Origin of the sequence: Sphingobium abikonense NBRC 16140, assembly GCF_001598335.1 — a bacterium.
Classification (GTDB): domain Bacteria; phylum Pseudomonadota; class Alphaproteobacteria; order Sphingomonadales; family Sphingomonadaceae; genus Sphingobium; species Sphingobium abikonense.
This window is the reverse complement of the sequence record NZ_BCYT01000003.1, coordinates 100,086-122,322: the sequence shown is the minus strand read 5'-3', so window position 1 is coordinate 122,322 and position 22,237 is coordinate 100,086. Positions and strand designations below refer to the sequence as shown.

The 22,237-nt window shown below is 63.9% G+C and carries 28 protein-coding genes and 1 pseudogene; 5 read left to right on the top strand and 24 right to left on the bottom strand.

The genetic code is table 11. From position 1 onward, the window contains the following. Window positions 1–92: 92 nt before the first annotated feature. Window positions 93–2,489, bottom strand: a complete 2,397-nt coding sequence (locus SAB01S_RS04400) for a membrane-bound PQQ-dependent dehydrogenase, glucose/quinate/shikimate family (protein WP_062731916.1) — start codon at window positions 2,487–2,489, stop codon at window positions 93–95. A 269-nt stretch (window positions 2,490–2,758) separates the two neighbouring features. On the opposite strand from SAB01S_RS04400, the gene SAB01S_RS04395 reads away from it, so the two are divergent. Continuing rightward, the gene (locus tag SAB01S_RS04395; protein WP_062731915.1) at window positions 2,759–3,121 is read left to right on the top strand and encodes a PilZ domain-containing protein; all 363 of its coding nucleotides are present in this window, start codon (window positions 2,759–2,761) and stop codon (window positions 3,119–3,121) included. 117 nt (window positions 3,122–3,238) lie between these two features. Here the strand turns inward: SAB01S_RS04395 and SAB01S_RS04390 are convergent, their stop codons facing one another. The 11 genes and pseudogenes from SAB01S_RS04390 to SAB01S_RS04350 all read right to left on the bottom strand — a co-directional run bounded on the left by SAB01S_RS04390 (window position 3,239) and on the right by SAB01S_RS04350 (window position 8,982). Beyond that, window positions 3,239–4,465 (bottom strand): NAD(P)/FAD-dependent oxidoreductase, encoded by a 1,227-nt coding sequence (locus tag SAB01S_RS04390; RefSeq protein WP_062731914.1) that lies wholly within the window; start codon window positions 4,463–4,465, stop codon window positions 3,239–3,241. A gap of 130 nt (window positions 4,466–4,595) precedes the next feature. Further along, on the bottom strand, window positions 4,596–5,687 hold the full coding sequence (locus SAB01S_RS04385; protein WP_245646407.1) for a recombinase family protein: 1,092 nt from the start codon (window positions 5,685–5,687) through the stop codon (window positions 4,596–4,598). 165 nt (window positions 5,688–5,852) lie between these two features. After that, window positions 5,853–6,161 (bottom strand): annotated as a pseudogene (locus SAB01S_RS19010) (recombinase family protein); the annotation flags it as partial. Between the two features lie 168 nt (window positions 6,162–6,329). After that, the gene (locus tag SAB01S_RS04380; RefSeq protein ID WP_062731912.1) at window positions 6,330–6,533 is read right to left on the bottom strand and encodes a hypothetical protein; all 204 of its coding nucleotides are present in this window, start codon (window positions 6,531–6,533) and stop codon (window positions 6,330–6,332) included. Further along, window positions 6,533–6,685 (bottom strand): hypothetical protein, encoded by a 153-nt coding sequence (locus tag SAB01S_RS18405; RefSeq protein WP_157078279.1) that lies wholly within the window; start codon window positions 6,683–6,685, stop codon window positions 6,533–6,535. The genes SAB01S_RS04380 and SAB01S_RS18405 overlap by 1 nt, the downstream gene beginning before the upstream one ends. Before the next feature lie 84 nt (window positions 6,686–6,769). After that, window positions 6,770–7,012 carry a DUF2312 domain-containing protein gene (locus SAB01S_RS04375; protein WP_062731911.1) on the bottom strand — a complete coding sequence of 81 codons (243 nt, stop codon included), beginning with the start codon at window positions 7,010–7,012 and terminating at the stop codon, window positions 6,770–6,772. Between the two features lie 94 nt (window positions 7,013–7,106). Beyond that, a complete protein-coding gene (locus tag SAB01S_RS04370; protein ID WP_062731910.1) occupies window positions 7,107–7,496 on the bottom strand; it encodes a hypothetical protein in 390 nt (129 codons plus the stop codon). A gap of 102 nt (window positions 7,497–7,598) precedes the next feature. Further along, window positions 7,599–7,877 carry an ogr/Delta-like zinc finger family protein gene (locus SAB01S_RS04365; protein WP_062731909.1) on the bottom strand — a complete coding sequence of 93 codons (279 nt, stop codon included), beginning with the start codon at window positions 7,875–7,877 and terminating at the stop codon, window positions 7,599–7,601. Between the two features lie 30 nt (window positions 7,878–7,907). Beyond that, the gene (locus tag SAB01S_RS04360; RefSeq protein ID WP_157078278.1) at window positions 7,908–8,399 is read right to left on the bottom strand and encodes a hypothetical protein; all 492 of its coding nucleotides are present in this window, start codon (window positions 8,397–8,399) and stop codon (window positions 7,908–7,910) included. Continuing rightward, window positions 8,396–8,629: a hypothetical protein gene (locus tag SAB01S_RS04355; protein ID WP_062731907.1), complete on the bottom strand. Its 234-nt coding sequence runs from the start codon at window positions 8,627–8,629 to the stop codon at window positions 8,396–8,398. The genes SAB01S_RS04360 and SAB01S_RS04355 overlap by 4 nt, the downstream gene beginning before the upstream one ends. Then, entirely contained in the window at window positions 8,629–8,982 is a 354-nt protein-coding gene (locus SAB01S_RS04350) for a YdaS family helix-turn-helix protein (RefSeq protein ID WP_083951175.1), read from the bottom strand. The genes SAB01S_RS04355 and SAB01S_RS04350 overlap by 1 nt, the downstream gene beginning before the upstream one ends. Before the next feature lie 46 nt (window positions 8,983–9,028). On the opposite strand from SAB01S_RS04350, the gene SAB01S_RS18030 reads away from it, so the two are divergent. The 4 genes from SAB01S_RS18030 (at window position 9,029) to SAB01S_RS04335 (ending at window position 11,023) form a co-directional block, all read left to right on the top strand. Beyond that, complete coding sequence (locus SAB01S_RS18030) at window positions 9,029–9,553, top strand: helix-turn-helix domain-containing protein (RefSeq protein WP_083951155.1); 525 nt, start codon at window positions 9,029–9,031, stop codon at window positions 9,551–9,553. A gap of 212 nt (window positions 9,554–9,765) precedes the next feature. After that, window positions 9,766–10,404 (top strand): Ltp family lipoprotein, encoded by a 639-nt coding sequence (locus SAB01S_RS04345; RefSeq protein ID WP_218016144.1) that lies wholly within the window; start codon window positions 9,766–9,768, stop codon window positions 10,402–10,404. Window positions 10,405–10,524: 120 nt separating this feature from the next. Beyond that, entirely contained in the window at window positions 10,525–10,773 is a 249-nt protein-coding gene (locus SAB01S_RS04340) for a BrnT family toxin (RefSeq protein ID WP_062731906.1), read from the top strand. Continuing rightward, window positions 10,766–11,023 (top strand): BrnA antitoxin family protein, encoded by a 258-nt coding sequence (locus SAB01S_RS04335; protein WP_062731905.1) that lies wholly within the window; start codon window positions 10,766–10,768, stop codon window positions 11,021–11,023. The genes SAB01S_RS04340 and SAB01S_RS04335 overlap by 8 nt, the downstream gene beginning before the upstream one ends. On the opposite strand, the gene SAB01S_RS04330 is transcribed toward SAB01S_RS04335, so the two are convergent. The 12 genes from SAB01S_RS04330 to SAB01S_RS04280 form a co-directional block, all read right to left on the bottom strand. Beyond that, entirely contained in the window at window positions 11,024–12,034 is a 1,011-nt protein-coding gene (locus tag SAB01S_RS04330) for a contractile injection system protein, VgrG/Pvc8 family (protein ID WP_083951153.1), read from the bottom strand. It abuts the gene before it with no gap. After that, on the bottom strand, window positions 12,031–12,444 hold the full coding sequence (locus SAB01S_RS04325; RefSeq protein WP_062731904.1) for a phage tail protein: 414 nt from the start codon (window positions 12,442–12,444) through the stop codon (window positions 12,031–12,033). The genes SAB01S_RS04330 and SAB01S_RS04325 overlap by 4 nt, the downstream gene beginning before the upstream one ends. Window positions 12,445–12,455: 11 nt before the next feature. Further along, a complete protein-coding gene (locus SAB01S_RS04320; protein WP_062731903.1) occupies window positions 12,456–14,906 on the bottom strand; it encodes a phage tail tape measure protein in 2,451 nt (816 codons plus the stop codon). Next, a complete protein-coding gene (locus SAB01S_RS04315) occupies window positions 14,906–15,037 on the bottom strand; it encodes a GpE family phage tail protein (protein ID WP_062731902.1) in 132 nt (43 codons plus the stop codon). The genes SAB01S_RS04320 and SAB01S_RS04315 overlap by 1 nt, the downstream gene beginning before the upstream one ends. 8 nt (window positions 15,038–15,045) lie before the next feature. Further along, entirely contained in the window at window positions 15,046–15,354 is a 309-nt protein-coding gene (locus SAB01S_RS04310) for a phage tail assembly protein (protein WP_062731901.1), read from the bottom strand. A 58-nt stretch (window positions 15,355–15,412) separates the two neighbouring features. Next, on the bottom strand, window positions 15,413–15,925 hold the full coding sequence (locus SAB01S_RS04305; RefSeq protein WP_062731900.1) for a phage major tail tube protein: 513 nt from the start codon (window positions 15,923–15,925) through the stop codon (window positions 15,413–15,415). A 41-nt stretch (window positions 15,926–15,966) separates the two neighbouring features. Then, window positions 15,967–17,139: a phage tail sheath subtilisin-like domain-containing protein gene (locus SAB01S_RS04300; protein ID WP_062731899.1), complete on the bottom strand. Its 1,173-nt coding sequence runs from the start codon at window positions 17,137–17,139 to the stop codon at window positions 15,967–15,969. Window positions 17,140–17,154: 15 nt separating this feature from the next. Next, window positions 17,155–17,496: a GPW/gp25 family protein gene (locus tag SAB01S_RS04295; RefSeq protein WP_369405238.1), complete on the bottom strand. Its 342-nt coding sequence runs from the start codon at window positions 17,494–17,496 to the stop codon at window positions 17,155–17,157. Between the two features lie 8 nt (window positions 17,497–17,504). Next, window positions 17,505–18,077, bottom strand: coding sequence for a phage baseplate assembly protein V (locus tag SAB01S_RS04290; protein WP_083951171.1), 573 nt, complete (start codon window positions 18,075–18,077; stop codon window positions 17,505–17,507). Window positions 18,078–18,272: 195 nt separating this feature from the next. Beyond that, window positions 18,273–18,830, bottom strand: a complete 558-nt coding sequence (locus SAB01S_RS18400) for a hypothetical protein (protein ID WP_157078277.1) — start codon at window positions 18,828–18,830, stop codon at window positions 18,273–18,275. 147 nt (window positions 18,831–18,977) lie between these two features. Then, window positions 18,978–19,793, bottom strand: coding sequence for a hypothetical protein (locus tag SAB01S_RS04285; RefSeq protein ID WP_062731897.1), 816 nt, complete (start codon window positions 19,791–19,793; stop codon window positions 18,978–18,980). 2 nt (window positions 19,794–19,795) lie between these two features. Further along, a complete protein-coding gene (locus SAB01S_RS04280; RefSeq protein ID WP_062731896.1) occupies window positions 19,796–22,234 on the bottom strand; it encodes a TrbJ/VirB5 family protein in 2,439 nt (812 codons plus the stop codon). Between the last annotated feature and the right edge of the window lie 3 nt (window positions 22,235–22,237).

The window sequence follows — 22,237 nt, the reverse complement described above, 5'->3', positions numbered from 1 at the left end:
CGATCTCCTGATTGGCCAAGCGGGGGGGGGGTAACGCCATCCCCGCGCATCGTCACGCCTATGTGGCGCAGCAAAGCGCGAGAAACAACTGCTCAGGGCAGAGCATAGGCGACCAGTTGATCGCTGACCGGCGTTTCCATGAAATGATGCCCGCCCGCCATGATGACCAGATATTGCTTGCCATTCTGGCTATAGGTCATGGGCGTCGCCTGCCCGCCGCCCGGCAGGGTATCGGACCACAGCGTCTTGCCGGTTCGTAGGTCTATGGCGCGGATCAGATTGTCGGTGGCGGCGGCGATGAAGATGAGGCCGCTCTTGGTGACGACTGCGCCGCCATTATTGGGCGTGCCAATGGTCAGCGGCAGCATGGAGGGGATGCCGAAGGGGCCATTGGTGCGCGCCGTACCAAATGGCCGGTCCCAGATGGTGCGCCCGGTGGCGAGGTCGATGGCCCGGATGCCGCCATAAGGGGGCTGCTTGCATAACATGCCGGTAAATTTCAGCCGCCAGCCCGCATTGACGTCGATCGCATAAGGCGTGTGCGCCTGCGGGTCGCCAGCCCCTTCTGCACCGCCAATCTTGCCCCGCGCCTGATTGCGCGGCGCCCAGCCCAGTTCATTGGCCTTGGCGCGCGGCACCAGCCGGACATAGTTGGGCATGTCGTTATAATTGGCAACGATCACCCCGCGCGCCGGATCGACTGCGATGCCGCCCCAGTCGGTCCCGCCATTATAGCCCGGATATTCGATCGACCGTCGGTCGGCCTCGGGCGGCGTGAAGAAGCCCTTGTAGCTCGCCTCGCGGAATTGGATGCGGCAGATCATCTGGTCGATCGGCGACATGCCCCACATATCCTTTTCGGTCAGGTCAGGCTTGCGCAGATCATGATAGAGCGACACAAGCTGGGTCGGCGCGCGATCCTGCGGCTCGACGCCACCGCCCGGCGCCTTGATCTGGCCGATCGGCGTCAGCGGCCTGCCGGTGCGGCGATCAAGCACATAGATGTCGCCCTGCTTGCTGGGCAGCACCATCGCGGGTACCGATCCGCTGGACGTGGGAAAGTCCACCAGCGTCGCCTGCGCGCCGAAATCATAGTCCCACACGTCCTTCTTCACTGCCTGGAAGGTCCAGCGCGGTTTCCCCGTCTTGACGTCGATCGCGACCAGCGACGTCGCATAGCGATTTTCCTCCGGGCGGCGCAGGCTGCTATAATAGTCGGCTGACGCATTGCCCATCGGCAGGTAGACAAGACCCAGTTTCTCGTCGCCCGACGCGATGGTCCACATATTCGGCGTGCCACGCGTGTAGGTCTGGCCAGCGGGCGGCGGACCGCTGCGTTCAGGGTGCATCATGTCCCAGGCCCAGCGCATCTTGCCCGTCACCGCATCATAGGCCTGAATGACGCCCGATGGCTCCCAGCGGCTCTGGCCGTCGAGCACCTGATGTCCGGTCACGACCACGCCTTGCACAATGGTGGGCGGCGAATTGATCGACACATAGCCAGGGCTCACCTGCCCCATGCCGTCGGTAATGCGCACCTGGCCATTTTGACCGAAATCCCGGCATTGACGACCCGTCCGCGCATCAAGGGCGATGATCCGCGCGTCCAGCGTGCCCAGGATGATGCGCTGCGCACAGGGCGTATCGGCCGCTGCGCCGGGCACCTGATAATAGCTCACGCCACGGCAGGCGGCAGTATAGGGAATGGCGTCATCCTTGACGCCCGGGTCGAACCGCCATTTCTGCTTGCCCGTCACCGGATCGAGCGCCAGCACCATACTTTTTGGCGTACACAGATACAACGTATTGCCGATCTTGAGCGGCGTCGTTTCCGCGCCATAGGTGCCCTTCGCTGCAGCGCTGGGCATATCCCCGGTGTGGATGGTCCATGCCCGCTTCAGTTCGCCGACATTGGCCGGCGTGATCTGCGCCAGCGGCGAATAGCGGCGCGCGCTGTATGTGCCGCCATAGGCCGGCCAGTCATTGCCGACCTGCCCCAGCGAAGGATCGGTCATGGCATAGCGCGCGCCGGGCAACTGGCCATTGACTGGCGGGATATAATTGCCTGCGATGCTCCAGCCGAAGATCGTGGCGATCGCAATAGTCCCGACTACGCCAATGCCGGCCCATGTCCAGCGCCCCGGCCGCCGGGTCAACGTCGGCATGACCAGCAGCACGGCGACCAGCAGCACCAGCGGCGCAACCACGCGCGGCACCAGCGCCCATGGACGCGTGCCCACTTCCCACAAGGCCCAGACCATTGTGGCAAGGAAGATGGCGACATACAGCCAAGCGCCCGCCAAGCGCCCGCGGATCAGCAGAACGCCCGATATCAGCATCGCGACGCCGGTGATCAGGTAATAGGCCGAGCCCCCCTCGATCAGCAGCCATGCACCGCCCCCAGCCAGCACCAGGCCAATAAGGGCGATGACCCCGCCCAGGATCATGGCCGCGATGGATGTCCGGCCCATGGGACGCGCGCTGCCCATATTTGTTGCTCCTTTGTGTCTGGGGGATGATCCCAGAAGCGATCAGAGCGCGATCAGTTCCTTTTGGACCTTGATTATCCAGGCAGGTTCCGGCGGCTGATCCTTCAGCAGCGTCGTTTCATGGCGCGTTTTCGCCTGCCCGCGCCAGACACTCGTCCGGCCGCGACGATTGGATTGCGTTACCAGTTGTTAAGGATTGACTGCCAGATTCGGGGTCTTGCCACTGAGGCCTGTAGAGGCTGCCGGCGTATTTTCGGAGGTGCGGAACGATGACTATCACGGAATTGGCGGCACGTTTCGATCGGCGTCGTCATGCTCGCTTCGTCACCGCGTTCGAAGCGGAACTGATCGAGGGCGAGGATTGCCGCAAGGTTATCGTGGGCGATGTGTCGGCTGGCGGTTGCCTGCTGGAACATCGCGATGGTTTTCGCATCGGCACGACGGTACGGCTGAAGGCGAAGGATATCGACATGGAAGCGCGTATCATGTGGTCGCGCGGTGATTTGTGCGGCATGCGGTTCGCGCAAAGCGTCGACCCTTGGCAGGTCATCCGCGCCAATGTCGATGGCGCTGCGCGGATCGAGGATATGATGAACAAGGCGGCGCGCCTGCGGCTGGAACCGACCCGCTGACATTCAGCGGGCGTCCTTCGCCTACGCTTTGCCCCTCAGCATAGGGGTGAAGCGACCAGGGCTTTTGCACTCCGGTCAGCACTTAGCATACCGAACCGCCTCCTGCCCCGATACGCGTCAGGCAAGCCCCACTTCCTTCAGCGGAATGGCCGGGTCGGCTAGCTGCTGCGTATCCAGCGCCGCCCCTGACAGGACGTGGGCGCGCCCCTGCACATAATCCTTGACCGCATTGACGCAGTCGAGCGCGATCACCTTCCCGCCTTTCAGATAGACGACGGAAAAACTGCGGCTGTCGGGATCGCCGCGCACCACCACATCATCAAAGCCTGTGGATAGCCCCACCGTCTGAAGCTTCAGATCATATTGGTTCGACCAGAACCAGGGCACCGCATTGTAGGGCTCGCCTTTTCCGACGATGTGGGAGACGGCGGTCTTCGCCTGGTCATTGGCATTCTGCACCGATTCCAGCCGCATCGTCGCCCCGCCAGCGAAACGGTTGGCGTGCGCGGCGCAATCGCCGATCGCATAGATGTCGGGCAGCGATGTGCGGCAATATTCATCGACGTCAACGCCATTGCCACCGACCGCGCCCGCCGCGATCAGCGGCCCGGTTTCTGGCACGATGCCGATGCCCACGATCACCATGTCGGTTTCGATCCGCTCGCCATCGGCCATCAGCACGGCCGTCGCCTTACCGTCAGCGACCTCGATGCAATCCATCCGCGCACCGGTGCGCAGGTCGACGCCATGGGCGCGATGCTCCGCTTCGTAAAAGCGCGACAGCGGCTCGCCCGCCACGCGCGCCAGTACGCGGTCCAGCGCCTCGAGCAACACGACCGTCTTGCCGAACTTGGTAAGCACGGCCGCCGCTTCCAGCCCGATATAACCGCCCCCGATGATGGTCACGTGCCGGACGCTGTCCATCTTGGCCATCATCGCATCGACATCGGCGCGGCGACGCACGGCATGGACGTTATTGGCTTCCGCGCCATTGCAGGTCAGCATGCGCGGGCTGCCGCCGGTGCACCAGATCAGCTTGTCATAGCCAATCTCCTCCCCCCCGACGGTCACGAACTTGCCTGCCGGATCGACGCTTTTCACTCGCTTGCCCAGCAGCATGTCGATATTGCGCTCTTCCCAGAAGGCGGCGGGGCGGATCAGGATACGCTCGAACGGCTTGTCGCCGGCGAAATATTCCTTGGACAGCGGGGGACGCTCATAAGGCGGGTCCTTTTCGTCGCCGATCATGCCGATCGACCCTTCAAATCCCGACTGCCGCAGCGAAATCGCCGCCTGGGCGCCGGCATGGCCCGCACCCACGATCAGAACGTCATAAAGGCTCATATGCCCGCAATCCTCTTCACCTTGCCGCCTTTTGCGGGGGTGATTGGCGCGCTTTGTCCGCGCTGGCAAGGATGATATGCGAAATAACGGGTGAAATGGTAGCGGAGGAATGATGCCAACGGGAAGATACCTAAGCCGAATCCTTTGCTAGGTTGATGATGTTGGCCATGCGGCCAGTGACTTGAATTTCCACACCGCGACCCTGGGTCTTCGGGCTGAGTGTGATCGCTTCGATGAGTTCTCGGATGGCGGATGCGGCGCGCTCGCGGGCGGTGCCTTCGGTGGCCAAGGCGACGTCCAGCTCGGCAATGATGGTGCGGTAGCGATCCGCCAGATCGTGTGGGAGCACGATCGGTGCCGCTTCAATCAGCGCCTGCAACTGCTGTTCGACATTGGCCAGATCAGCGCGGGCAGTGCGCAGACGATCCTTGAATTCCTGAAATTCACCGGCACCGTCCGCAATGGCGTCGACCAGGCGTGATATCCTGGCGCGAAGGTCGGCTGCGTTCTTCTCAAGCGGCGCGCGATTCGCTCCAACTTCCGCCCGCCGCTTCTGAATGCCAATGTTATACCGCTCGACGAAGAGTTCGATGGCATCCGGGTTGAGAAGAATTGCCTTCAGGTGGCCCAGCGTGCGCTTTTCATACAGGCCCGTCGAAATGGTTCGCGTGTTCGTGCATGCCTGTTTGTTCTTTGCGGTCGAGCAGCCCCATTTTTCCGGGCTGATGACAGTCCATGTGCCGCCGCAGACGCTGCACTTGCCCAAGCCTGAAAGGAGACGCTTCGGGTGGCGTTTCTTCGTGCGAATGTCGCCATCGAACGCGGCATAGTGCGCCTCGATAGCGGCCCAATGTTCATCCGACACGATGCGCAGATGCGGCACGTCCACGAATCGCCACTCGTTGACGGGGTTGACGCGCGAGACATAGCGGCGGGTTTTCGGGTGATAGGCGCGACGGGTGCGGCCGTAGACCATGACACCCCGATAGAGATTGTTGCGCAGGATACCGTTGGCACGAATGCGATCGCCATGGATGACGTTCGTCGCCCATAGCCCGCCGCTGGGAGAGGGAACGCCTTCCTCATTGAGCGCCTTAACGATGGCTCTGCTGGAAACGCCCGCAAGCGTTTCTTCGAAAATGCGGCGCACGATGGCCGCTTCCTCTTCGTTCACCTCAAGGAGGCCACGCACGATTTCGCCATCGTCGCCGATCTTTTTCACGACGTTATAGCCATAGGCCAAGCCGCCTGGATTGAAGCCGCGCCCATGCTGGCCGCGTTGCCCGCGACGGATGCGGTCCGCCAGATCCTTGAGGAAGCGCGAATCCATCAGCCCTTTGATGGTGCCGGTGATTTCGTCGACATGCCCATCGGCCAAAGTGAAGAGGCGGGCGCCGAAATGCTCCAGATGCTCGCGAACTGCATGGGCGTCGCCACTGTGCCGAGCGATTCGGTCGGTCGCTTCGGCAAGAATCTGGTCGACGTCGCCGCGCTCGACTCGGGTCAGCATGGCGTTCAGACCAGGGCGCTGCATTTCGCCGATGCCGGCGCGGCCACTGATTTCCTCGTCGGCGAAGGTGTCTATGACGGTCCACCCTTCGCGATCGGCGCGTTCGCGCAGCGAGGCCAGCTGATCGACGGTCGAAAGGGCATTCTGTAGGTCGCTGGAATAACGGGCGTAAAGGATGGTGCGCATGGTCAGGCGGCGCGCTCCCCGCTCTTCGTCTCGTCGCGCGCCGGCAGGGGCACCCCGGTATGGCGGGGGCAGTTGATCGTAACGCAGCGCCGCGAAGGCACGCGTTCGGCGGGCATAGGGATCGCGGCACCGGTGATCGTGGATCGGCAGACGATGGGCATGGCCGCCTCAGTTCGCAGAGGCGGGCCGATGGCCCATCTGGAGGAGGAGATCACCGAGCGCGGCGATGGGAGAGTCGCCTTCCCCAACGACGCGTTGGGGACCACGATCGCGGCCGACGACGGACCACCATTTCCCGGTCTTCTTGTTGAAGGCGATGGTCAGAGCCTTGTCTTCGCGCATGTCCAGATGGTCGATCGACAGCGACGTCATCAGCGGCCTCCTGCGGCGACAGCGCGGATGGTGTTGGTAGACTTGGGCGCGGGGCGGTTGCGCAGCCGGGCAATGTCGCGGTCGACCAGCAGATCGGCGAGGGCTTCGACGATTCGCGCGACGGCGGGGTCGAGGGGGCGGGGCGATGCCATTGGGGGATGGTTCCTGTTTCGGAGGGCGCCGGGTCAATGCGGCGCATTTGGACGGGCGCCCTGCCAAAAGCCGGGCGCTGACGATCATTCCATGCCGAGGGCGGACAGATAGGTCTGGAGGATCGCCTCCATCTCCTGACGATCGTGCGGCTGCATCTTCCGAAGCTGGATGATCTGCCGCATGATCTTTGTATCGTAGCCGGACGCTTTCCCTTCCAGATATACGTCGCGGATATCGTCGCCGATGCCTTTCTTCTCCTCTTCAAGGCGCTCGATGCGCTCAATCATCAATCGGAGGTGGTCGGCAGCGACGTTGGGTCCAGACATAGTCAATTTCCCTTCTTGTTGGTCAGTGCCCAGGCGATGCGGAAGGGCATGACAAGGATGGTGGCGAGGATGAGCAGAATCTTGATGAGGCGGGTCACGCGGCGGCCTGCTGCTCGCAGCGGGTGCAGATCGCTTCGTCTGCGCGCGACCAGGTGGTGAGGCCGTCGAGGTGGTCGGGGACGTCTGTATGTTCGTCCCAGCCACAGCGCTGGCAAAGGAGCGGATGCTGATGGGGCGGCAGATCGGTCAACTGGCGGTAGACATCGTGATTGAACGGCATCGCGATCGTCAGATCGGCGATCAGTTTCAGCCGCATGCCCGGCGTTTCCAACATGCGCAGATGACGTTCATAAGCCCGGCCGCCGAGCATGGCGGCGACCTGCCCGATGGTGAGGCCGGCAGCGGCGCGGCGCATGGCAACATAGTCCCAAGGCTGAATGATCGCGGTGGCCGCAACGGAGCGCGATAGATGGACGTGGCGCATATTCGAAACTCCCGACGTTGGACAAAGGAAGGGCGTTTCCGGCAACGGGGGCAGCCGGATGGACGGTTTCAGTCAGTGATGGGGTGGTCGGCTCTTAGCCGCCTAGATCTCTACGGCATCGGCGGCGGGCTGGTTGGGCGGGCGATCATCGTCGTTGGCGGCGCGATCGTTGGCGGCGGCGTGCCATTGGCTGATGGGCAGGACGATCAGCGGTTTGGGATAGCGGCTGCTCTTCACCGTCCGGATCGCTTCCAGCGCGACCACGAATTCGTGGCCGCAGGCATCGGGATTGCGGCAGTGGTAATAAACCTCCCGATAGGTTGCGCTGCGCTTGCCCGTCGAACGCGCAAAAGCACGCCCGCCGCAAGCTGGGCAGGTCACATGTGGCAATTGATTTGGTCGACCGGACATTCAGCTTTCCCCCGTTTTCCCAAGCGCGGCCCTATTGCCGGGCAGGAAGGATTTGAGGCGGGCGAGCAGGCGCGTGATGGCGCGTTCCGATTGCTCGGCTTCCGCTATGGCGTGGTGGATCGCCGTGGCGCTGGCACCCGGCTGGGTCAGGGCGAGGCTGGCGGCGAAGGCGTCGCTCGATTCCCGCGCCACATAGCCCAGGTCGGAGAGCAGACCGGCCCGGCACGCGGCGGGGCTAACCATGATCGTTTCGATCTGGCGCAGGTAGCTCGCGATGATCGGCGGCAAGCCGGTCCCGCCCGCCTCGACATAGGCGCGATCGAGGGCGAATGCCTGGGCGAGCGACGGGGTCGCCCGCTTGCCGCCCTCACGCCACAGTTCCAGCGTCCGCTTGGCGCGGCCCGTCACGCGGGTCGCGACGGGGATGCCGAGGAAGAGCGTGGCTTCGTGGATCGCCAGGGCGAAGCTGAGAGGGGCGCGGGCCTTTGTCACGCTCCCGCCCGGCCCATCGCGCACATGGCGAACAGGGTTGCCATGCTGATCAGCGTAAAGGCTGCGCTGCTGAACCAGCGCGGCCACCCCGTTTCATATTCAGGAGCGGGAGGGCCGCGGTCGACCAAGTCGGCGGCGACGGGGAAGGGCTGGCTAGCCACGAAACGGCCGCGCAGGGCATAGGTGGGAGCGCTGGTTTCAGGCTCCTGTGAATGGGTGCGCGCAGGCATCAGTCGATGTCCTTTCGTTGCGTTTCCGCACTCTGATCGCAAGCGACATGATCGTTCGCGGGAGGTATGATCTCTACCGTGACTTGATCGGAGCCGAACTCGATCCGCCGGGGCGCTTGAAGGGGATAAATGTCGGGACGAAGGGCATGACGGGATACGCCTGTGGCGTCCTCAACGTTGAGGACGAAGCGACCAGGCAGCAGCGACCCACGCCGAATGAGTTGCGAGACATTGCCCTGCGTGCAGTGACAAATCTTCGCGAAGCGCACCTGCCCCTCGGCGATCCGTACCGCGCTGAGGAAAGCGGCGCGGGCCTCCTGATACCATGATTGGGCTTGATCATCGTGCGACATGCGGCCGAAATAATAGTTATCTATTATATCTGCAATAGCAAACTGCATGAGCCAGCTAATATTTTTAGGCTATGACATTGAAATGACCGTTCTTGCTGACCGCCTGCGCGAAGCGATGGCCGCGCGAAACATGGACCAGAGTGAACTGGCCGACGCTGCGGGATGCACTCAAGGCGCGATCAGCCAGATATTGGTTGGTAAAACCCAACGGTCCCGTTTCTTGCCGGAAATTGCAGGAGCGCTCGGCGTCGAACTAGATTGGCTTCGGGGCGTACCGAACGCTGAACAGGGGGCGCCCCGCGCCGCTGCGGTCCAGTATTTCGCGATGAAGGTTGCGCTTCCTAGTGAGGCCGCGCTGCGTGACATGTTCCGCAGCCTGCTCGTGCTGGTGCCTGACGGGGCGACGAAAGACGAAGCCGCTGAAATTCTCGCTCGACGGCTTCCATCTGGGATCGCAGCATGTGGACCTCTCGTGCTCGATCCAAACGGGGATTTATCACCTGCAGACGCAGAAGCGCCTCAATCTCACGCCAGAGATCATCGCGCAGCTGCGCCATCGTCGCGCACCTGACGGTGCATGGCTGGCAGGCAAAATCACATCCCGGCGTCAACCTGATCGCTAGCCCGCTCAACTCCGCACACTCCGAATGTTCCCTGTTCGTTCCCATCTGGCTAAAGAAGGAACGGTAGGAAAGAGGTAAACGCCGCCCAGAAAAAATCCTTGTGGATAAGTATCTTGAACGGCATTTATCCCCTCGCACTGCATGGCCCTGGGGGGAAATAATGACCGAAAAGACATGTCCGCAATGTGCCGAGGCGGTGAAAGCGGAAGCCAAAATCTGCCGCTTCTGCCACTATAGCTTCGAAACCGGCCAACCCGCCGAGGTGAAGGCCGCGCCAGCGCCACCGCTGAAAAGGAAGGGGCTGGGCAAGGGGTGCTTGGTCATGGTTGGCATCCTTGTCATGCTCATCGTGATTGGCGCAATCGCCGGGGGAGACCAGAAGCCCGCCGCTAGCAATCCGACTGGGGAAAGGGGCGGTTCTGCAACGGTGGAACCATCCAGTGAAGGTCAAGGGCAGGCTGATGTCATGGAATTATCAGCTAGCAACCTAACCGGACCCCAACAGAATGCAGCGCGCTCTGCACAGCAGTATATCAGTATATCTGGCTTCTCGCGCGACGGTCTCATTGATCAACTGTCGTCAGATGCCGGGAATGGTTATGCTGTTGCCGATGCGACCGTAGCGGTCGATAGCTTGAACATCGACTGGAAAGAACAGGCTGCACGCTCCGCCAAGCAGTATCTTGAAATGAGCGGTTTCTCCTGCAAGGGTCTTATTGAACAACTGTCTTCCAGTGCCGGTAGCCAATACACGGTGAGCGAAGCAACCTTTGGTGCGAAGCAGGCGGGTGCCTGCTGACGCCCTGCTTTTGATTGAAATTGAAACGCTCGAGGGTGGCCGGGGAATTATATTTCCCGGCCATTTTCGCATCTACAAAAAATGTTGCATCATCCTATTTTTGAAGCTACATAAATTGTCATGGAAATTGAGTTCGACCCCACGAAGGACGCCGTCAATATCGAGAAGCACGGCATTTCCCTCTCGCGGGCCGCCGATCTGGAGCAGGCAGTCGTTGTTGAGGATGATCGGTTCGCCGAACGCCGTTTCCGCATTTATGGCCTGATCGACGGGCTGAACTATTGCGCGGCCGTGACGCTGCGCGGATCGGTGGTTCGCGTCATCAGCCTGCGTCGTGCGCACCAGAAGGAGATGAAGCGTCATGTCTAAGGAACGCCCTGTCATTTTCGACGAAGATAACCCGGAGTGGACGGCAGAGGATTTCGCGCGAGCACGCCCGATCAGCGATTTCCCTGAACTGGCCGCAGCCTTCCCCAAAACGAAAGTCGGACGCCCACGCGGATCGAACAAGGAACAGGTGTCACTGCGGATCGACAAGGATGTGCTGGAGCGGTTCCGGGCCGGTGGGCCGGGCTGGCAGTCGCGAATCAATGAGGCGCTGCGTAAATCCGTGGCGTGATCAGGCCGCCGTCTCCATCCTGATATCGGTGGTGAACCCGCCCGCCTTGTCGAGCCGGTGGGTCACTTCCGAAACCAGCCATTGGGTCGCATCGATTTCCGCCTTGAACCCCGTCACCGCTATGCGGGCTTCGGGCACGGCGTCGGGTCGGCCTAGCGCCAGCTTCATGTCGAAGGTCGCGGGCGCCCGCTTGATCCGGTCGCGTTCGGCGCTGGCCGCGCGGCGCGCCGACGCCTGATCGGGATAGACCTTGCGCAGCTTCTTAGCGCCGTCTTCCGCGCCCATGGTGACGGTCTGGCGCTTGGCGCTGCCCCTGTCATGCCAGGTCGCGGTCACGCCTTCCTGCCCGTCGCGCTTCTGCCGCTGCCACTGGTGACGATCGCCGTCACGGCGGCGAATGGTCAGGGTCGGCAGCGCCTGGCCGGTGCTGGTCTGGCCGGCGCCCTTGGGCGCGAAGATCAGATGCTTGTCCTTGATGGTGGCGACGGCGTCATTTTCCCGCCCCAGGCGGCGCAGGAAGGCGATATCGCTTTCCCGGCTCTGTGTGGCCGCCGGCAGCGCGATCGACGCCAGCGCGGGCGCTATGCGGGCCGTCAGGCCATTGCGCCCCGCCACCTCGCGCAGGACCGCGCTCAGTGTGGTGTTCTTCCAGCTTTGCGCGCGGCGATTCCTGATCGCGCTGGTGAAGTCGGCGGCGCGCGCCTTGATGGTGATCTGGTCGGGCGGGCCGCTGTGCGACACGTCATCGACCTTGAAACTGCCCTTGTCGATCAGCCCGACCGTGACATCGCGCCCCTGTTTCCAGCCCAGCTGGACGCGCAGCACGGCGCCCTCCTTCGGGATGGCCAGCGCGCCGTCATGATCGGTCAGGACAATATCCAGCTGGTCGGCTTCATCGCCGCGCTTTTCCGAAAGGGTCAGCGACACCAGGCGCGGGCGCAGCCGATCGGTCAGGTCCGCGCCGTCCAGCGTCACCCGCCAGTCCGCCATATTGTTGATGCGATCGGTCACGCCGCAGCCCCGGCGCTGTTGGTGGGCGCGGGATCATCGACCCGCAGCAGGTCGATGGCGAAGTCGATCCGGCGGGCCGCGCCATCGGCGAGCAGATAGGCGTGGCGCTCATCGATCGCCTCGATCACGAAATTGCCGTAGACGCTGCCGCCGCCATCGACCAGCGGCAGCGCCTCGCCATCATCGGCCATGGCGCGCAGATCATCGAGCGAGACACGGCCATCGGCAATCTCGGCATAGACCGAGCCGGATAGGCTGATCGTTTCGTCGCCCACGCCCATATATTGGGTGGCATCGCGTGCGCCGACACGGGTCGAGCGGGCATGACGCCACTGTGTCTTCCGCTGCATCTCGTCATAGGCGAGTGTCGGGATCTGGAACAGGAACATGCCAAGGGCCATCAGGTGCATGCAAGCCTCCCTCAATCGTCGCCAAAGCCGCGCGCGTGTCGTTCGCGCTCGATCTGCTCGATCGCGGCGCGCACCTGGTCGGCGATGTCCTGTGCGGGCGCCGCGCCGGCGTGGATGGTGATATTGTAGGTCGCCTGCATCGGTGCGGCGGCCGGGGCGGCAGCGGTGCCGGCGGGCTGCGCCATCGCCATGCCGGCGCCGGCGACCGCCGCGCCGGCGGCGCCGACGCTCAAGGCTCTCGTCATCTGGCCCGAAAGGTCGGTGATGCGCGCCAGCGGCCCGTCCGCATTGGCGGCTAGACCCTGATCCAGACCCGCCATGACGAAGCCGCCCAGCCCGGCGAACACGCGCGATGGCGAGTTGATGCCCAGCTTTTCCTTGAACCAGTTGGCGACCGAGGTTGCGGCATTGACAATCGTGGATTTCAGCGCGCCCAGCATCCCCGTTACGCCGTTGATCAGCCCCTGTATCAGGTTCCGCCCGATCTCGGTGAAGTTGAGCGATCGGAGATAGGCGAGCGCGGGCATGAAGGCGCGGATCAGCAGGCCGAGCGGGTGGAAGGACAGGAAGGCGTTGATTAGAAAGCCGATCGCGCCGGACACTATGGCCTTGATGCTGCCCCACAACCCGCCGAACCATCCGGCAATCGCCCCCCAATTATCGTAGATCAGGAAGGCGGCGGCCGCGACGGCGGCAATGGCCGCGACGATCAGCAGCAACGGCCCCAGGGCGATGCCCAGCGGCGCGGCGGCGGCGGTCAGGGCGGCGAAGGCGAGCGCGATGCCGCCGAGCAGGATCAGCAGCGCCGCCCCCACGCCCATGAAGATCATGATGCCCTTCGCCAGCAGCGGATGTTCCTGCGCCCAACCGCGCACGGCCGACGCGGCGGCGCCCACATATTCGGAGACCTTGACCACGGTCGGCAGCAGCGCCTTGCCCATGGTGATGTTGAGACCCGACAGGGCATTGCTCGCGAGGCCCGCCGCGCCCTCTGTGGTGGCGATGCGGTTGAGAAATTCCCCATGCATGGAGCCGGCGGTCTTGTTGGCGTCACCGACCAGGGCGAGCCGCTGTTTCAGCCCGTCGAGATTGGTCAGCATGGGCGCAATGGCCGCGACGCTTTCCGATCCGAATAGCTGGGTCAGGATACCCGACTGCTTGTCTGGGTCCAGCTTGCCGATGCGCTCCATGACGTCAATGATCGCGCCGGCGGCATCCTTCTGCATCCGCTTGCCGACGTCGGTCGCCTCCAGCCCCAGCGCCTTATAGGCTTCCTGCTGGCCCTTGGTCGCTGCTTCGCCCTTGGTCAGGGCCAGCATCGTGTTCTTGATGCCGGTGGCGGCGACTTCGCTGGGGATGCCGATGGAATCGAGGGTCGAACCCAATGCCGCGATTTCCGGCGCGGCCAGGCCGGCGACCTTGCCCAGCGGCCCGATGCGGGTGATGATGTCGGTGACATTGGCCGCTTTGCCGCCAAAGCGATTCGTGAGAGCATTGACGCCGTCGCCCAGGGCGCGGACGCCCTCCTGAGGCAGTTCAAAGGCGGTGCGCCACTTGGCCATCGTCTCGCCCGCGACGTCGGCCGTCATGTCGAAGGCCACGCCCATTTCGGCCGCATCGGTAGTGAAGGCGAGCAGTTGCTCGCGTTGATCGCGCATCGGCTTGCCGAACTTGTCCATGCCGACGCCTGCCGCGCCGGCGGCGCCGGCGATAGTCGCCAGTTCGCTGGCCGCCATCGGGATTTGCTCGCTCATGTCGAGGAAGTCGTTCGACATGCGATCGATCTGGGGCGACGCCATGTTCGTGACCTTGCGCACGTCGGCCATGGCGCTTTCCAGCGTCATCGCCTGTTTGGCCGCCATGACGATCGGCGTGCCGGCGGCGGCGCCAGCGGCGATCATGCCCAGGCCCATGCCGGTGGCCTTGTTGCTGACGTCGTTCAGCTTCTCGCTGTCGCGTTTCGCCTGGTTGACCTTCTCCAGCTGGGCGGCCTGCTGGCGCAAGACCCGGTTCGCGTCGGCGGTGCGATCGGCGAGCCGGTTTTCATGGGAGGCCAGATCGGCGACGTCGATGCCGGCGGCCGACAGCTTCGCCGACAGCTGCTGCAATTCCGCGCCGCCGCTGTCGAGGCGGGTGGCAAGCGCGGCGGCCTGTCTCTCCGCGCGCTCGAACTCGGTGCGCAGCTTCTTCGTCGGCTTTTCGGTCGCCTCCAGCTGGTCGCGCAGGGCCGCCAGTTTGGCCTGCGTCTCCTGATATTGGCGGGTGTCATCGGCGAAGCGGGATTCCGCGGACTTGAAGCGACCGACCTGCTTTTGCAGCGCGTCGAGGTTTTTCAGTTCCTCCTGCGTCTTCGCCAGATCCTTGCGCGCGGCGGACGACGCACCGGTGATGGATTTGAGCGGCGCCGTCACCTTGTCCAGCGCCTCAAGAATGACCTGTAGTCGGAGGTTCCTGTCGGCCATTATCGCTTTCCGGGTTTCTCAGGGTGTTGGGAGCGGCGCGCGGCCTGCGCGCGCCAGCCCATCAGTTCGGACAGGTCCATCCCGTCCATGGCCTGGGGCGGCCAGTGGAAGATGATGGCGACGTCCGCCATCGCATCATCTACTGATCGAGGAGCGCCGTGCGCTGCGACTTCTGAAGCAAAAAACTGCCGATCTCCGCGCCGCAGGCGAGCAGGTCCGCCGGCTCCATATTGGCCGCGTCCGCCTCTGTGATGACGGGCATGGCGATGCGGGGCAGCAGCTTGGTCAGCGCGTCGACCTTCAACTGGCCCAGATCGACCAGGGAGAGGCCGCGCAGTTCGCCGGACTTGGGCTTGCGCAGCTGGAGGGTTTCGATGGTCTGTTCGCCGCGCACGATCGGCGCGTCGAGCGTGATGGTGCGAAATTCGGGCGTGGTGGGCGCGGACATGATGCTCTCCGGTGGTCAGGGGAAGGGAGCTGGCCCGGCGCGGCGCCGGGCCGCAGGGTCAGTAGCTGCCGATCGCGGCGCGCAGTTCGGCGGTGCGGTCGACGCCACCGACAATCTCGATCATGTTGATGGGGTCGATCTCGATTTCGGTGCGGCCGTTCCAGACCAGCTTGTAATAGGCCAGCGCCATGGTGGCGGTGAACTCGCCCGGCTCGCCGACTTCCTGATCGCCCATCTCGATCTCGGAATAGCGGCCGCGCACGATGACCTCGATCGCGTCGACCGCGCCGCTGTCGTCCTGCTGATAGCCGCCGGCAAAGCGCAGATAGACGCCGTCGATCGTCGGCACGCCCCACTGGCGCAGCACGTCGCGCAGCGGGCCGCCGCCGGTGAAGGACATTTCCATGGCCTCCATGCCCATGTCCATCATGACCGGTGCGTTCATGCCGCCGCCGCGATATTCCTCCATCTTGCGGGTGAGGGTGGGCAGGGACACGGTCTTGGCCTCGCCACCATAGGCGAGACCTTCGTTGAAGAGGTTCATGTTCTTGAGGGTGCGGGGCAGGCCCATCGGAAACTCCTGTCGTGAAAGGGGGAATAGCGGGGCGGGGATCAGGCCGTTTCGGCCAGCTGGCTCGCAAAGTCGGCGAAATAGCTGTCGGTGATGCGCTGGCCGAAGGTCAGGTCTTCGAGCGGCGGCGGCACGGTATAGTCATAGTCGATGCGCAGCTTGCCGGCGGACAGGCTGGCCTTGCTGTTGTTCGCCTCATCGAACCAGGCATTGAAGCCCAGGACGATGCCCTGCGCCTTCAGCTGGCGGCCGAAGCCGTTGATGGTTTCGATGATGTCCTTCGCCAGCGCCGGGGTCAGCGGCTTGTCGAGCGCCCAGAGCATCCCCTTGACGATCGTATCGGTCAGCAGCTGCGCGACGCGCACCGTGCTTTCGAAGGCGAAGAGTTCATCGTCCGATGTGGTGCGGTTGCCCCAGAAGCGATAGCCCGTCCCGCCCCGGATCAGCGCCGTCACCTGCGCGGCGTTGAGCAGACCGGCCTCGCTCGCCTGATCCTCGATATCCCAATGGATATCCTTGCTGAGGCCGACCACGCCCTGCACCGCGACGTTGGACAGCGTCTTGTGCGGCCCGGTCTGGGTGTCGATCAGCGCGCGCAGGCCCATGGCGTGGGCAGCGGCGAAGCTCTGCACATTGGCCGCCGCCACCGTATCGAACACGACGAAATCAGGCATCAGCAGCATGAGTTCACGCGCGGCGAAGCCGGCGCGGTAGGCGGTGGCCGCAGCGACCGTCTCGCCGATCGCGCGGGCATAGACGAAGCCGCGCAGCTTCTTCGCCACTACCACCAGCGCGGCGGTGACGGCCTGCGTCTCAAGGCCGGGCGTGCCGAGAATCTTCGGCTTCACGCCCAGCTGGCCTTCGGCCGCCAGCAGCGCCTGCATCCCGGTCTTGATCCCGTCCCCGCCGGTGGTGCCGATGACATTGGCGTTGGTTTCGGCGGCGTCGGCCCCCTCGGCCACGCGCACGACGATCAGGACGGGGCGGGTCTGGTCGGCGATGGCGCGCAGCGACTTCGCCAGCGTCCCTTCGGTGCCGGCATCGCCGATCGCCGCCTCAATGTCGGTGATCAGCGCGGGGCAATCGAGCGGGAAGGTCGCCGCGTCGGCATCGTCGGCGGTGGCGACCAGGCCGATGATGGCGGTGGAAACGGCGGTGAGGGTGCGGGCGCCCTCATTGATCTCGGTAACGGTGATACCATGCTTGAACGGCATGAGGGTTTCCTTTGACTAGAGGGAGAGAGGCAGGACGAGGCGGGTGCGGGCATTGGCGGCGGGAAGGTCGGTTCGGTCGGCGTCGATGATGATTTTCGCCGCGCCCCGGTTTTCGCCGGCGGACAGGCTGACCCGGCGCAAATGCAGCCGGTCTTCCCAGCGGGTCAGGGCGACGGCGGTCGCCGCGTAGAGGCGCAGGATGTTCGCGGGGGTCATGGGCTGGTCGATCAGGTCGGGCAGCAGCGATCCATAGTCGCGGCGGCCGACGCGCGTGCCGATCGGCGTGCCCAGGATATCGCCCACCGACTGGATGATATGGTCGACGCCATCGAGCGCGCCGCCGGTCCTGCGGCTCATGCCCGCCATCACACCGGTCCCTGCGTCTGCGCGCCGCCCGCCTGCACGCCGCCATGCTTGTGGCTTTTGAGGCTGATGCCGCCGCCCAGCACGTCATCGGTCGCAGTCACCCGGCCATTGACGGTGAGATTCCCGTTGACGGTCAGGTCGCCGTTGATCGTGGTGTCGGCGTTGATGGTCGCCCCTTCGGGCGCGTCGATCGTAGCGGTGCCGCCGGCCGGTAGTGTGACGGCCAGCGCATGGGCCGCATGGTCATAGCGGATGACCGCGCCATCGGGCATTTCCAGATGGACGACATCGGGGGAATTGGAGGGCGGCGGGAAGGCATCGGACCACAGGCCGACGATGACCAGGCCGTTCGCCAGATCGCCTTCGGGACAGAGGACCACGCATTGTTCGCCCACGCTGGGCGGGGACCAGAGCCGGGCGCCGCCGGCGCGCTGGGCGACCCAGGGCAGTTCGCCGGTTTCAAGGTCGCCCAGCTGCACGGTGCAGGTGGCATTGGCATGATCGACCGACGCGACGGCGCCATATTGGATCGCCTCGCCGGCCATCTGCTCAAGATCGGGGGATTGCACCATGGCGGGACCATGGCGCGAGCGCGCGCGCCTTGCGCGGCCCTGCATTTGGACAGGCGGCTATCCAAATGCGAATTATCTATGTCTTTGGCTGAGGGACAGGACTAAGCACATCGGCGGCTTGTCGAAGTTCACTTCATCTCTCAAGCAGATGCAGAGACGGTAGCGCGCTGGTACGCTACCGTCTTGGTATATTGTTTACGAGTGAGTGCTGCTCCATGCCTGCCACACTGATTTCAGTTCGACTAATGGCTTTTCGCGCAGCCCCAGCTTCCACTGTCGGTCTATAGCAAATACAAAAGACGCAGCATCCGGATCGAAATCTGGGAGAGTGTTTTGGTTTGGTTGAAAGTGGAATGGGTGAGGTCGGTTGTACGTTGCTAATTTCGTCTGCCAAACATCATTTAGACCATTGTTGCATGCATTATGCGCAAGTGATCGGTAATTTTCAGGAACCGGCAAATCGCCTTGTAAAACGAGGGTCAGCAATCCTCGACTTTCAAAAGCAATGACAACTGGCCATAGTAAGCCCAAAAGATGTAGGCGCTCAATTGCACAAATTACGCGTTCATCGTGGTCTTCGTCCCATATGACCGCGAAATCATGAATTGTCATTTCACAAGTAGTATCACCTGCCTTGTTGCGACTTTGAGTTGAACGAAATACGGAGTATGGTGGATTTCCGCCGTTCGTCTCTATTGACCCTTTTTGGTCGTATAGGCAGGAAAATAGGTTCGAGTACTTATGATCTACCATGGTCATCTCCTTTCGAGAGTGCAGCATCACGCCACAGCGCGGGAACTTTCGGCTAACGCGCTAACGTTCCATTACCCGTTTGAACCACAGCCTGGCAAGCGCGCAGATCAGACATTTGTTGCTATTTGAACGCAAAAACGGCTCGGCTTACGCGATTACCCCCGGATATTTCTGCGCCAGCAGGCCAAAGAAGGTCTCGCGCACCGACGCCATTTCATCGCCATACATGTGCCGGTCGAACACATAGACGTCATGCACCGCGCCCTTGAACAGCATCGATCCGGCATTGCCCAGGGCGTTGAGCTTGCCTCCTATGACCAGCGGGCGGCCGCCTTCGGGCAGGCCCGACAAGCCTTCGGCCTGTAGCACATGCGGGACCGGCGAGTTGATGAACATCTGCCCCCGATCCGCCGCGCTGCTGTAGGTCATGCCAACCAGGAAGCGGCCGCCGGCGGTGAAGCGGTTGCCCGACGTCGCATTCTGTAGCGTTCCGTGCCGGTGATAGAGGGCGTTGTTGAGCATATAGAGTTCGCAGTCCTGCCCGCCATCGATCCCGGCATGGATGATCTGATAGGCGGTGCCGCTCGTCACCATGTCGGTCGCCCAGCGCAGCGCGACGAAGATCGTATAGTCGCCGGTGATTTCGACATCGCGGACATGGAGCGGCAGTTCATTGGCGCCGGTGATGCCGCCGGGCATGAAGATCGACGCGCGCCCGTCGACAGTGTCAGGGCCGACCGTGATCGCGTTTTCGCTGGTGAACGCGGTGACGCCCAACGGCCCCCAGACCCGCGTCGCGCTGCCCACGCTCTCATAATTGCCGTTGGCGGCCGTGATCCAGGCGCGCAGTCCGGCGAACTGGATGATCTGGCGGTCGATTTCGCTGAACTCCGTCAGATCGTCGGCCACGTCGGCGAAACCGGGAAGGGGGAAAGGCACGTTGATGATGCTGCCGAGCGGCATGGTCAGGACTCCTGCGTCGCGGTGATGACTTGGATATTGGCGAAGATGGGCAAGGGGCGCCCGTCGATCAGGGAGAAGCGTTCCCAATCGCTGCGGCGAAAGATGGTGCGCTGCCCGCCGGCATAGCCCTGGCTGGGCGGGTTGGTCGTGGTCTGGTTGCCATAGCCCATCCGCACTTCCACCACGGCGTCCGCCGGCAGCGCGCTCGCCAGATCGATGAGCAACCGGCGCGGGTTCGCGGGATCACGGCGCACGCGCGATATGGTTGGTGTCGCGCCGTTCAGGTTTTTTATGCTGGCGCCGCCATCCACCGCCGTCATCTGCACGGTTTCCGTGTCGAAGATGAAGGAATGGGTGAAATCGACCTTTACCTGACTGCCCAGCCAGGTGGCGGTGGTCATATGCAGCGCCGCATCCTGACCGCGCTGGAACCAGTCGTTCATGACGTCGGCCGCGATCGCCCCGCGCCATGTCTCGTCCGACGCCTTGTAGTGGATGGCGTCGCCGTCAAAGTCGCAGATATAGCCCGGCGGCAGGATATGGACATCGGCATGGGACGCGGCGATCTCCATCTGGGCGAGGCCGGACAGCGCCGGCTGCCGCAGGGAGCCGGCGGCCTGCACCGTCTGGGCGAGGAAGACTTGCGGCGCGTTCGCCTGCCCGCTGATCGCCACGATATCGGCCTGGGCGATCGGGATGAACGCCAGCAGCTGATCGCCCCAGGTCGCATTCGTCCAGTCCGCTTCGCCCTGTTCGATCAGCATGTTGACGCGCAACTGGAGGCCGTTGGCGTCGGCAATCTCCTTGGCGCGCGTGACCGAGGCGAGGAAGTTCAGATAGGGCTGGCGCCGGGTCGCGCCGTCCCAGAAGAGTTCGGCGAATTTGGAGGAGCCAAAGCCGAAGGAGGCGCAGGCGACATAGCGCGCACCGTTCCAGCCCCAGGGACCATTGAGGTGGATGGCGAGCGCGCTGCAATAGCTTTCGCGCGTCCACCCGCCCTTTTCATGCGCGCCGTCCTGCCCCAGCCCCTCGCGGATCGGCACCAGGCTGTTGATCCGGGCGGGATCGATGGGCACGTCGCGCGCATAGCCGCCGCCGGCAACCACGACATCGCCGTCCAGATTGCCCTGATGGGGAATGGTCCCCGTGTTCCAGGTAAGATTGAGCGCCCGAAACGGTCCTTTGCGCAGGACCGGCGGCGTGCGGATGGTTTGTGGCCCGGTGACGCCGGTGGGATTGGTGCCGTAACTGCCGGCCGCCACGCTGTTCGACTGGCCCGCCACGCCCAGATATTCCAGGATGGTGGGCAGGTCGCTGACCGGCGGCACCTTGTGCAGATGAGCATAGCGCACGGCATGGCGGGTGTTGCTGATTGCGTCATGGTCGTTGGTTTCGATACGCAGCAGGCCGGGCATGGTCACGGTCGCGCGGCGCACGGTTTCAAAGCCGGTGATGCCGTGCTGGCTGTAGGTCAGCTGAACCCTGGCCAGCGTCGTGCGGTTTGCGCCTTCGACCAGATAGAAGAGTTGGGGCACCTGATTGTCATCACCCTGCCGCAGCACGCGGCCATTGGCGTGCAGCGGCGCGAGGCGGACATGGCCGCCCGGTTCCCAGCCAGCGACCGCGCGGCCCGCGCCGTCGAACTCGGTCGGCCACCAGCCCTGACGCGGCGGATCGGTCATGAGGCCGACCGGCGCGCCGGGTAGTTCGATGCGGCGCGACTTCATGCTGTAGCGCACGGAGACGCGACCACGCGCGTCGGTGATGAGCGGAACATAGCCCCCCAGGATGATGGCGTCATGCCCCGGCAGGGCGAGATTGGCGATCTGGCGGCGGCCGGTGATCAGATCGGTGCCGTCGAGCGTCTGGCGGCCGTCGCTGGCATGGATATGGACCCGCCCCTTCACGAAGGATTGCGGCTGGGGCAGCCGCGCCGCCGCCAGTGCGGCGGCCTGACGGCGGGACAGGCTTTCGGCCTCGTCCGCCTGTTGCCGCGCCAGCGCCTCGTCGGCGTCGCCCTGGGCGCGGGCCTGCGCTTCGGCCTGGTCGCCCTGGATGCGCGCCTGCTCCTCGCCCAGATCGGCCTGAATGCGGGCCTGCTCTTCGGCCGAATCCGCTTGCACGCGGGACAGCGCTTCGGCGGTCAGTCCCTGTTCGCGCAGAGCCGCTTCACCGGCGATGCCCTGCGCCCGCGCCTGTGCTTCGGCAAGGTCGGCCGCTTCGCGTTGCAGCGCCTCGGCCGCGACGGCCTGCGCGCGCGCCTGCTGCTCGACGCTCAGCCCCTGGCCGAGCGCGCCGATGTCGACCTTCATCTGCCCGAAGCCGAGCGCGTCGAGATAGTCGCCGAGGCGCGCGCGCCCGGTTTCCTCCTCGCGCTCGATCAGGACGGTTTCAGCGCCGGTGAGGTTTTCGAACTCCGGCAGGTCGGCGATCTTGGGCATGGC

Coding starts and splice junctions, on each gene's coding strand:
- SAB01S_RS04400 (WP_062731916.1), bottom strand. CDS start 2,489: ATGGGCAGCGCGCGTCCCATGGGCCGGACATCCATCGCGGCCATGATC.
- SAB01S_RS04395 (WP_062731915.1), top strand. CDS start 2,759: ATGACTATCACGGAATTGGCGGCACGTTTCGATCGGCGTCGTCATGCT.
- SAB01S_RS04390 (WP_062731914.1), bottom strand. CDS start 4,465: ATGAGCCTTTATGACGTTCTGATCGTGGGTGCGGGCCATGCCGGCGCC.
- SAB01S_RS04380 (WP_062731912.1), bottom strand. CDS start 6,533: ATGACGTCGCTGTCGATCGACCATCTGGACATGCGCGAAGACAAGGCT.
- SAB01S_RS18405 (WP_157078279.1), bottom strand. CDS start 6,685: ATGGCATCGCCCCGCCCCCTCGACCCCGCCGTCGCGCGAATCGTCGAA.
- SAB01S_RS04375 (WP_062731911.1), bottom strand. CDS start 7,012: ATGTCTGGACCCAACGTCGCTGCCGACCACCTCCGATTGATGATTGAG.
- SAB01S_RS04370 (WP_062731910.1), bottom strand. CDS start 7,496: ATGCGCCACGTCCATCTATCGCGCTCCGTTGCGGCCACCGCGATCATT.
- SAB01S_RS04355 (WP_062731907.1), bottom strand. CDS start 8,629: ATGCCTGCGCGCACCCATTCACAGGAGCCTGAAACCAGCGCTCCCACC.
- SAB01S_RS04350 (WP_083951175.1), bottom strand. CDS start 8,982: ATGTCGCACGATGATCAAGCCCAATCATGGTATCAGGAGGCCCGCGCC.
- SAB01S_RS18030 (WP_083951155.1), top strand. CDS start 9,029: ATGAGCCAGCTAATATTTTTAGGCTATGACATTGAAATGACCGTTCTT.
- SAB01S_RS04345 (WP_218016144.1), top strand. CDS start 9,766: ATGACCGAAAAGACATGTCCGCAATGTGCCGAGGCGGTGAAAGCGGAA.
- SAB01S_RS04340 (WP_062731906.1), top strand. CDS start 10,525: ATGGAAATTGAGTTCGACCCCACGAAGGACGCCGTCAATATCGAGAAG.
- SAB01S_RS04335 (WP_062731905.1), top strand. CDS start 10,766: ATGTCTAAGGAACGCCCTGTCATTTTCGACGAAGATAACCCGGAGTGG.
- SAB01S_RS04325 (WP_062731904.1), bottom strand. CDS start 12,444: ATGCACCTGATGGCCCTTGGCATGTTCCTGTTCCAGATCCCGACACTC.
- SAB01S_RS04320 (WP_062731903.1), bottom strand. CDS start 14,906: ATGGCCGACAGGAACCTCCGACTACAGGTCATTCTTGAGGCGCTGGAC.
- SAB01S_RS04315 (WP_062731902.1), bottom strand. CDS start 15,037: ATGGCGGACGTCGCCATCATCTTCCACTGGCCGCCCCAGGCCATGGAC.
- SAB01S_RS04310 (WP_062731901.1), bottom strand. CDS start 15,354: ATGTCCGCGCCCACCACGCCCGAATTTCGCACCATCACGCTCGACGCG.
- SAB01S_RS04305 (WP_062731900.1), bottom strand. CDS start 15,925: ATGGGCCTGCCCCGCACCCTCAAGAACATGAACCTCTTCAACGAAGGT.
- SAB01S_RS04300 (WP_062731899.1), bottom strand. CDS start 17,139: ATGCCGTTCAAGCATGGTATCACCGTTACCGAGATCAATGAGGGCGCC.
- SAB01S_RS04295 (WP_369405238.1), bottom strand. CDS start 17,496: ATGAGCCGCAGGACCGGCGGCGCGCTCGATGGCGTCGACCATATCATC.
- SAB01S_RS04290 (WP_083951171.1), bottom strand. CDS start 18,077: ATGGTGCAATCCCCCGATCTTGAGCAGATGGCCGGCGAGGCGATCCAA.
- SAB01S_RS18400 (WP_157078277.1), bottom strand. CDS start 18,830: ATGGTAGATCATAAGTACTCGAACCTATTTTCCTGCCTATACGACCAA.
- SAB01S_RS04285 (WP_062731897.1), bottom strand. CDS start 19,793: ATGCCGCTCGGCAGCATCATCAACGTGCCTTTCCCCCTTCCCGGTTTC.
- SAB01S_RS04280 (WP_062731896.1), bottom strand. CDS start 22,234: ATGCCCAAGATCGCCGACCTGCCGGAGTTCGAAAACCTCACCGGCGCT.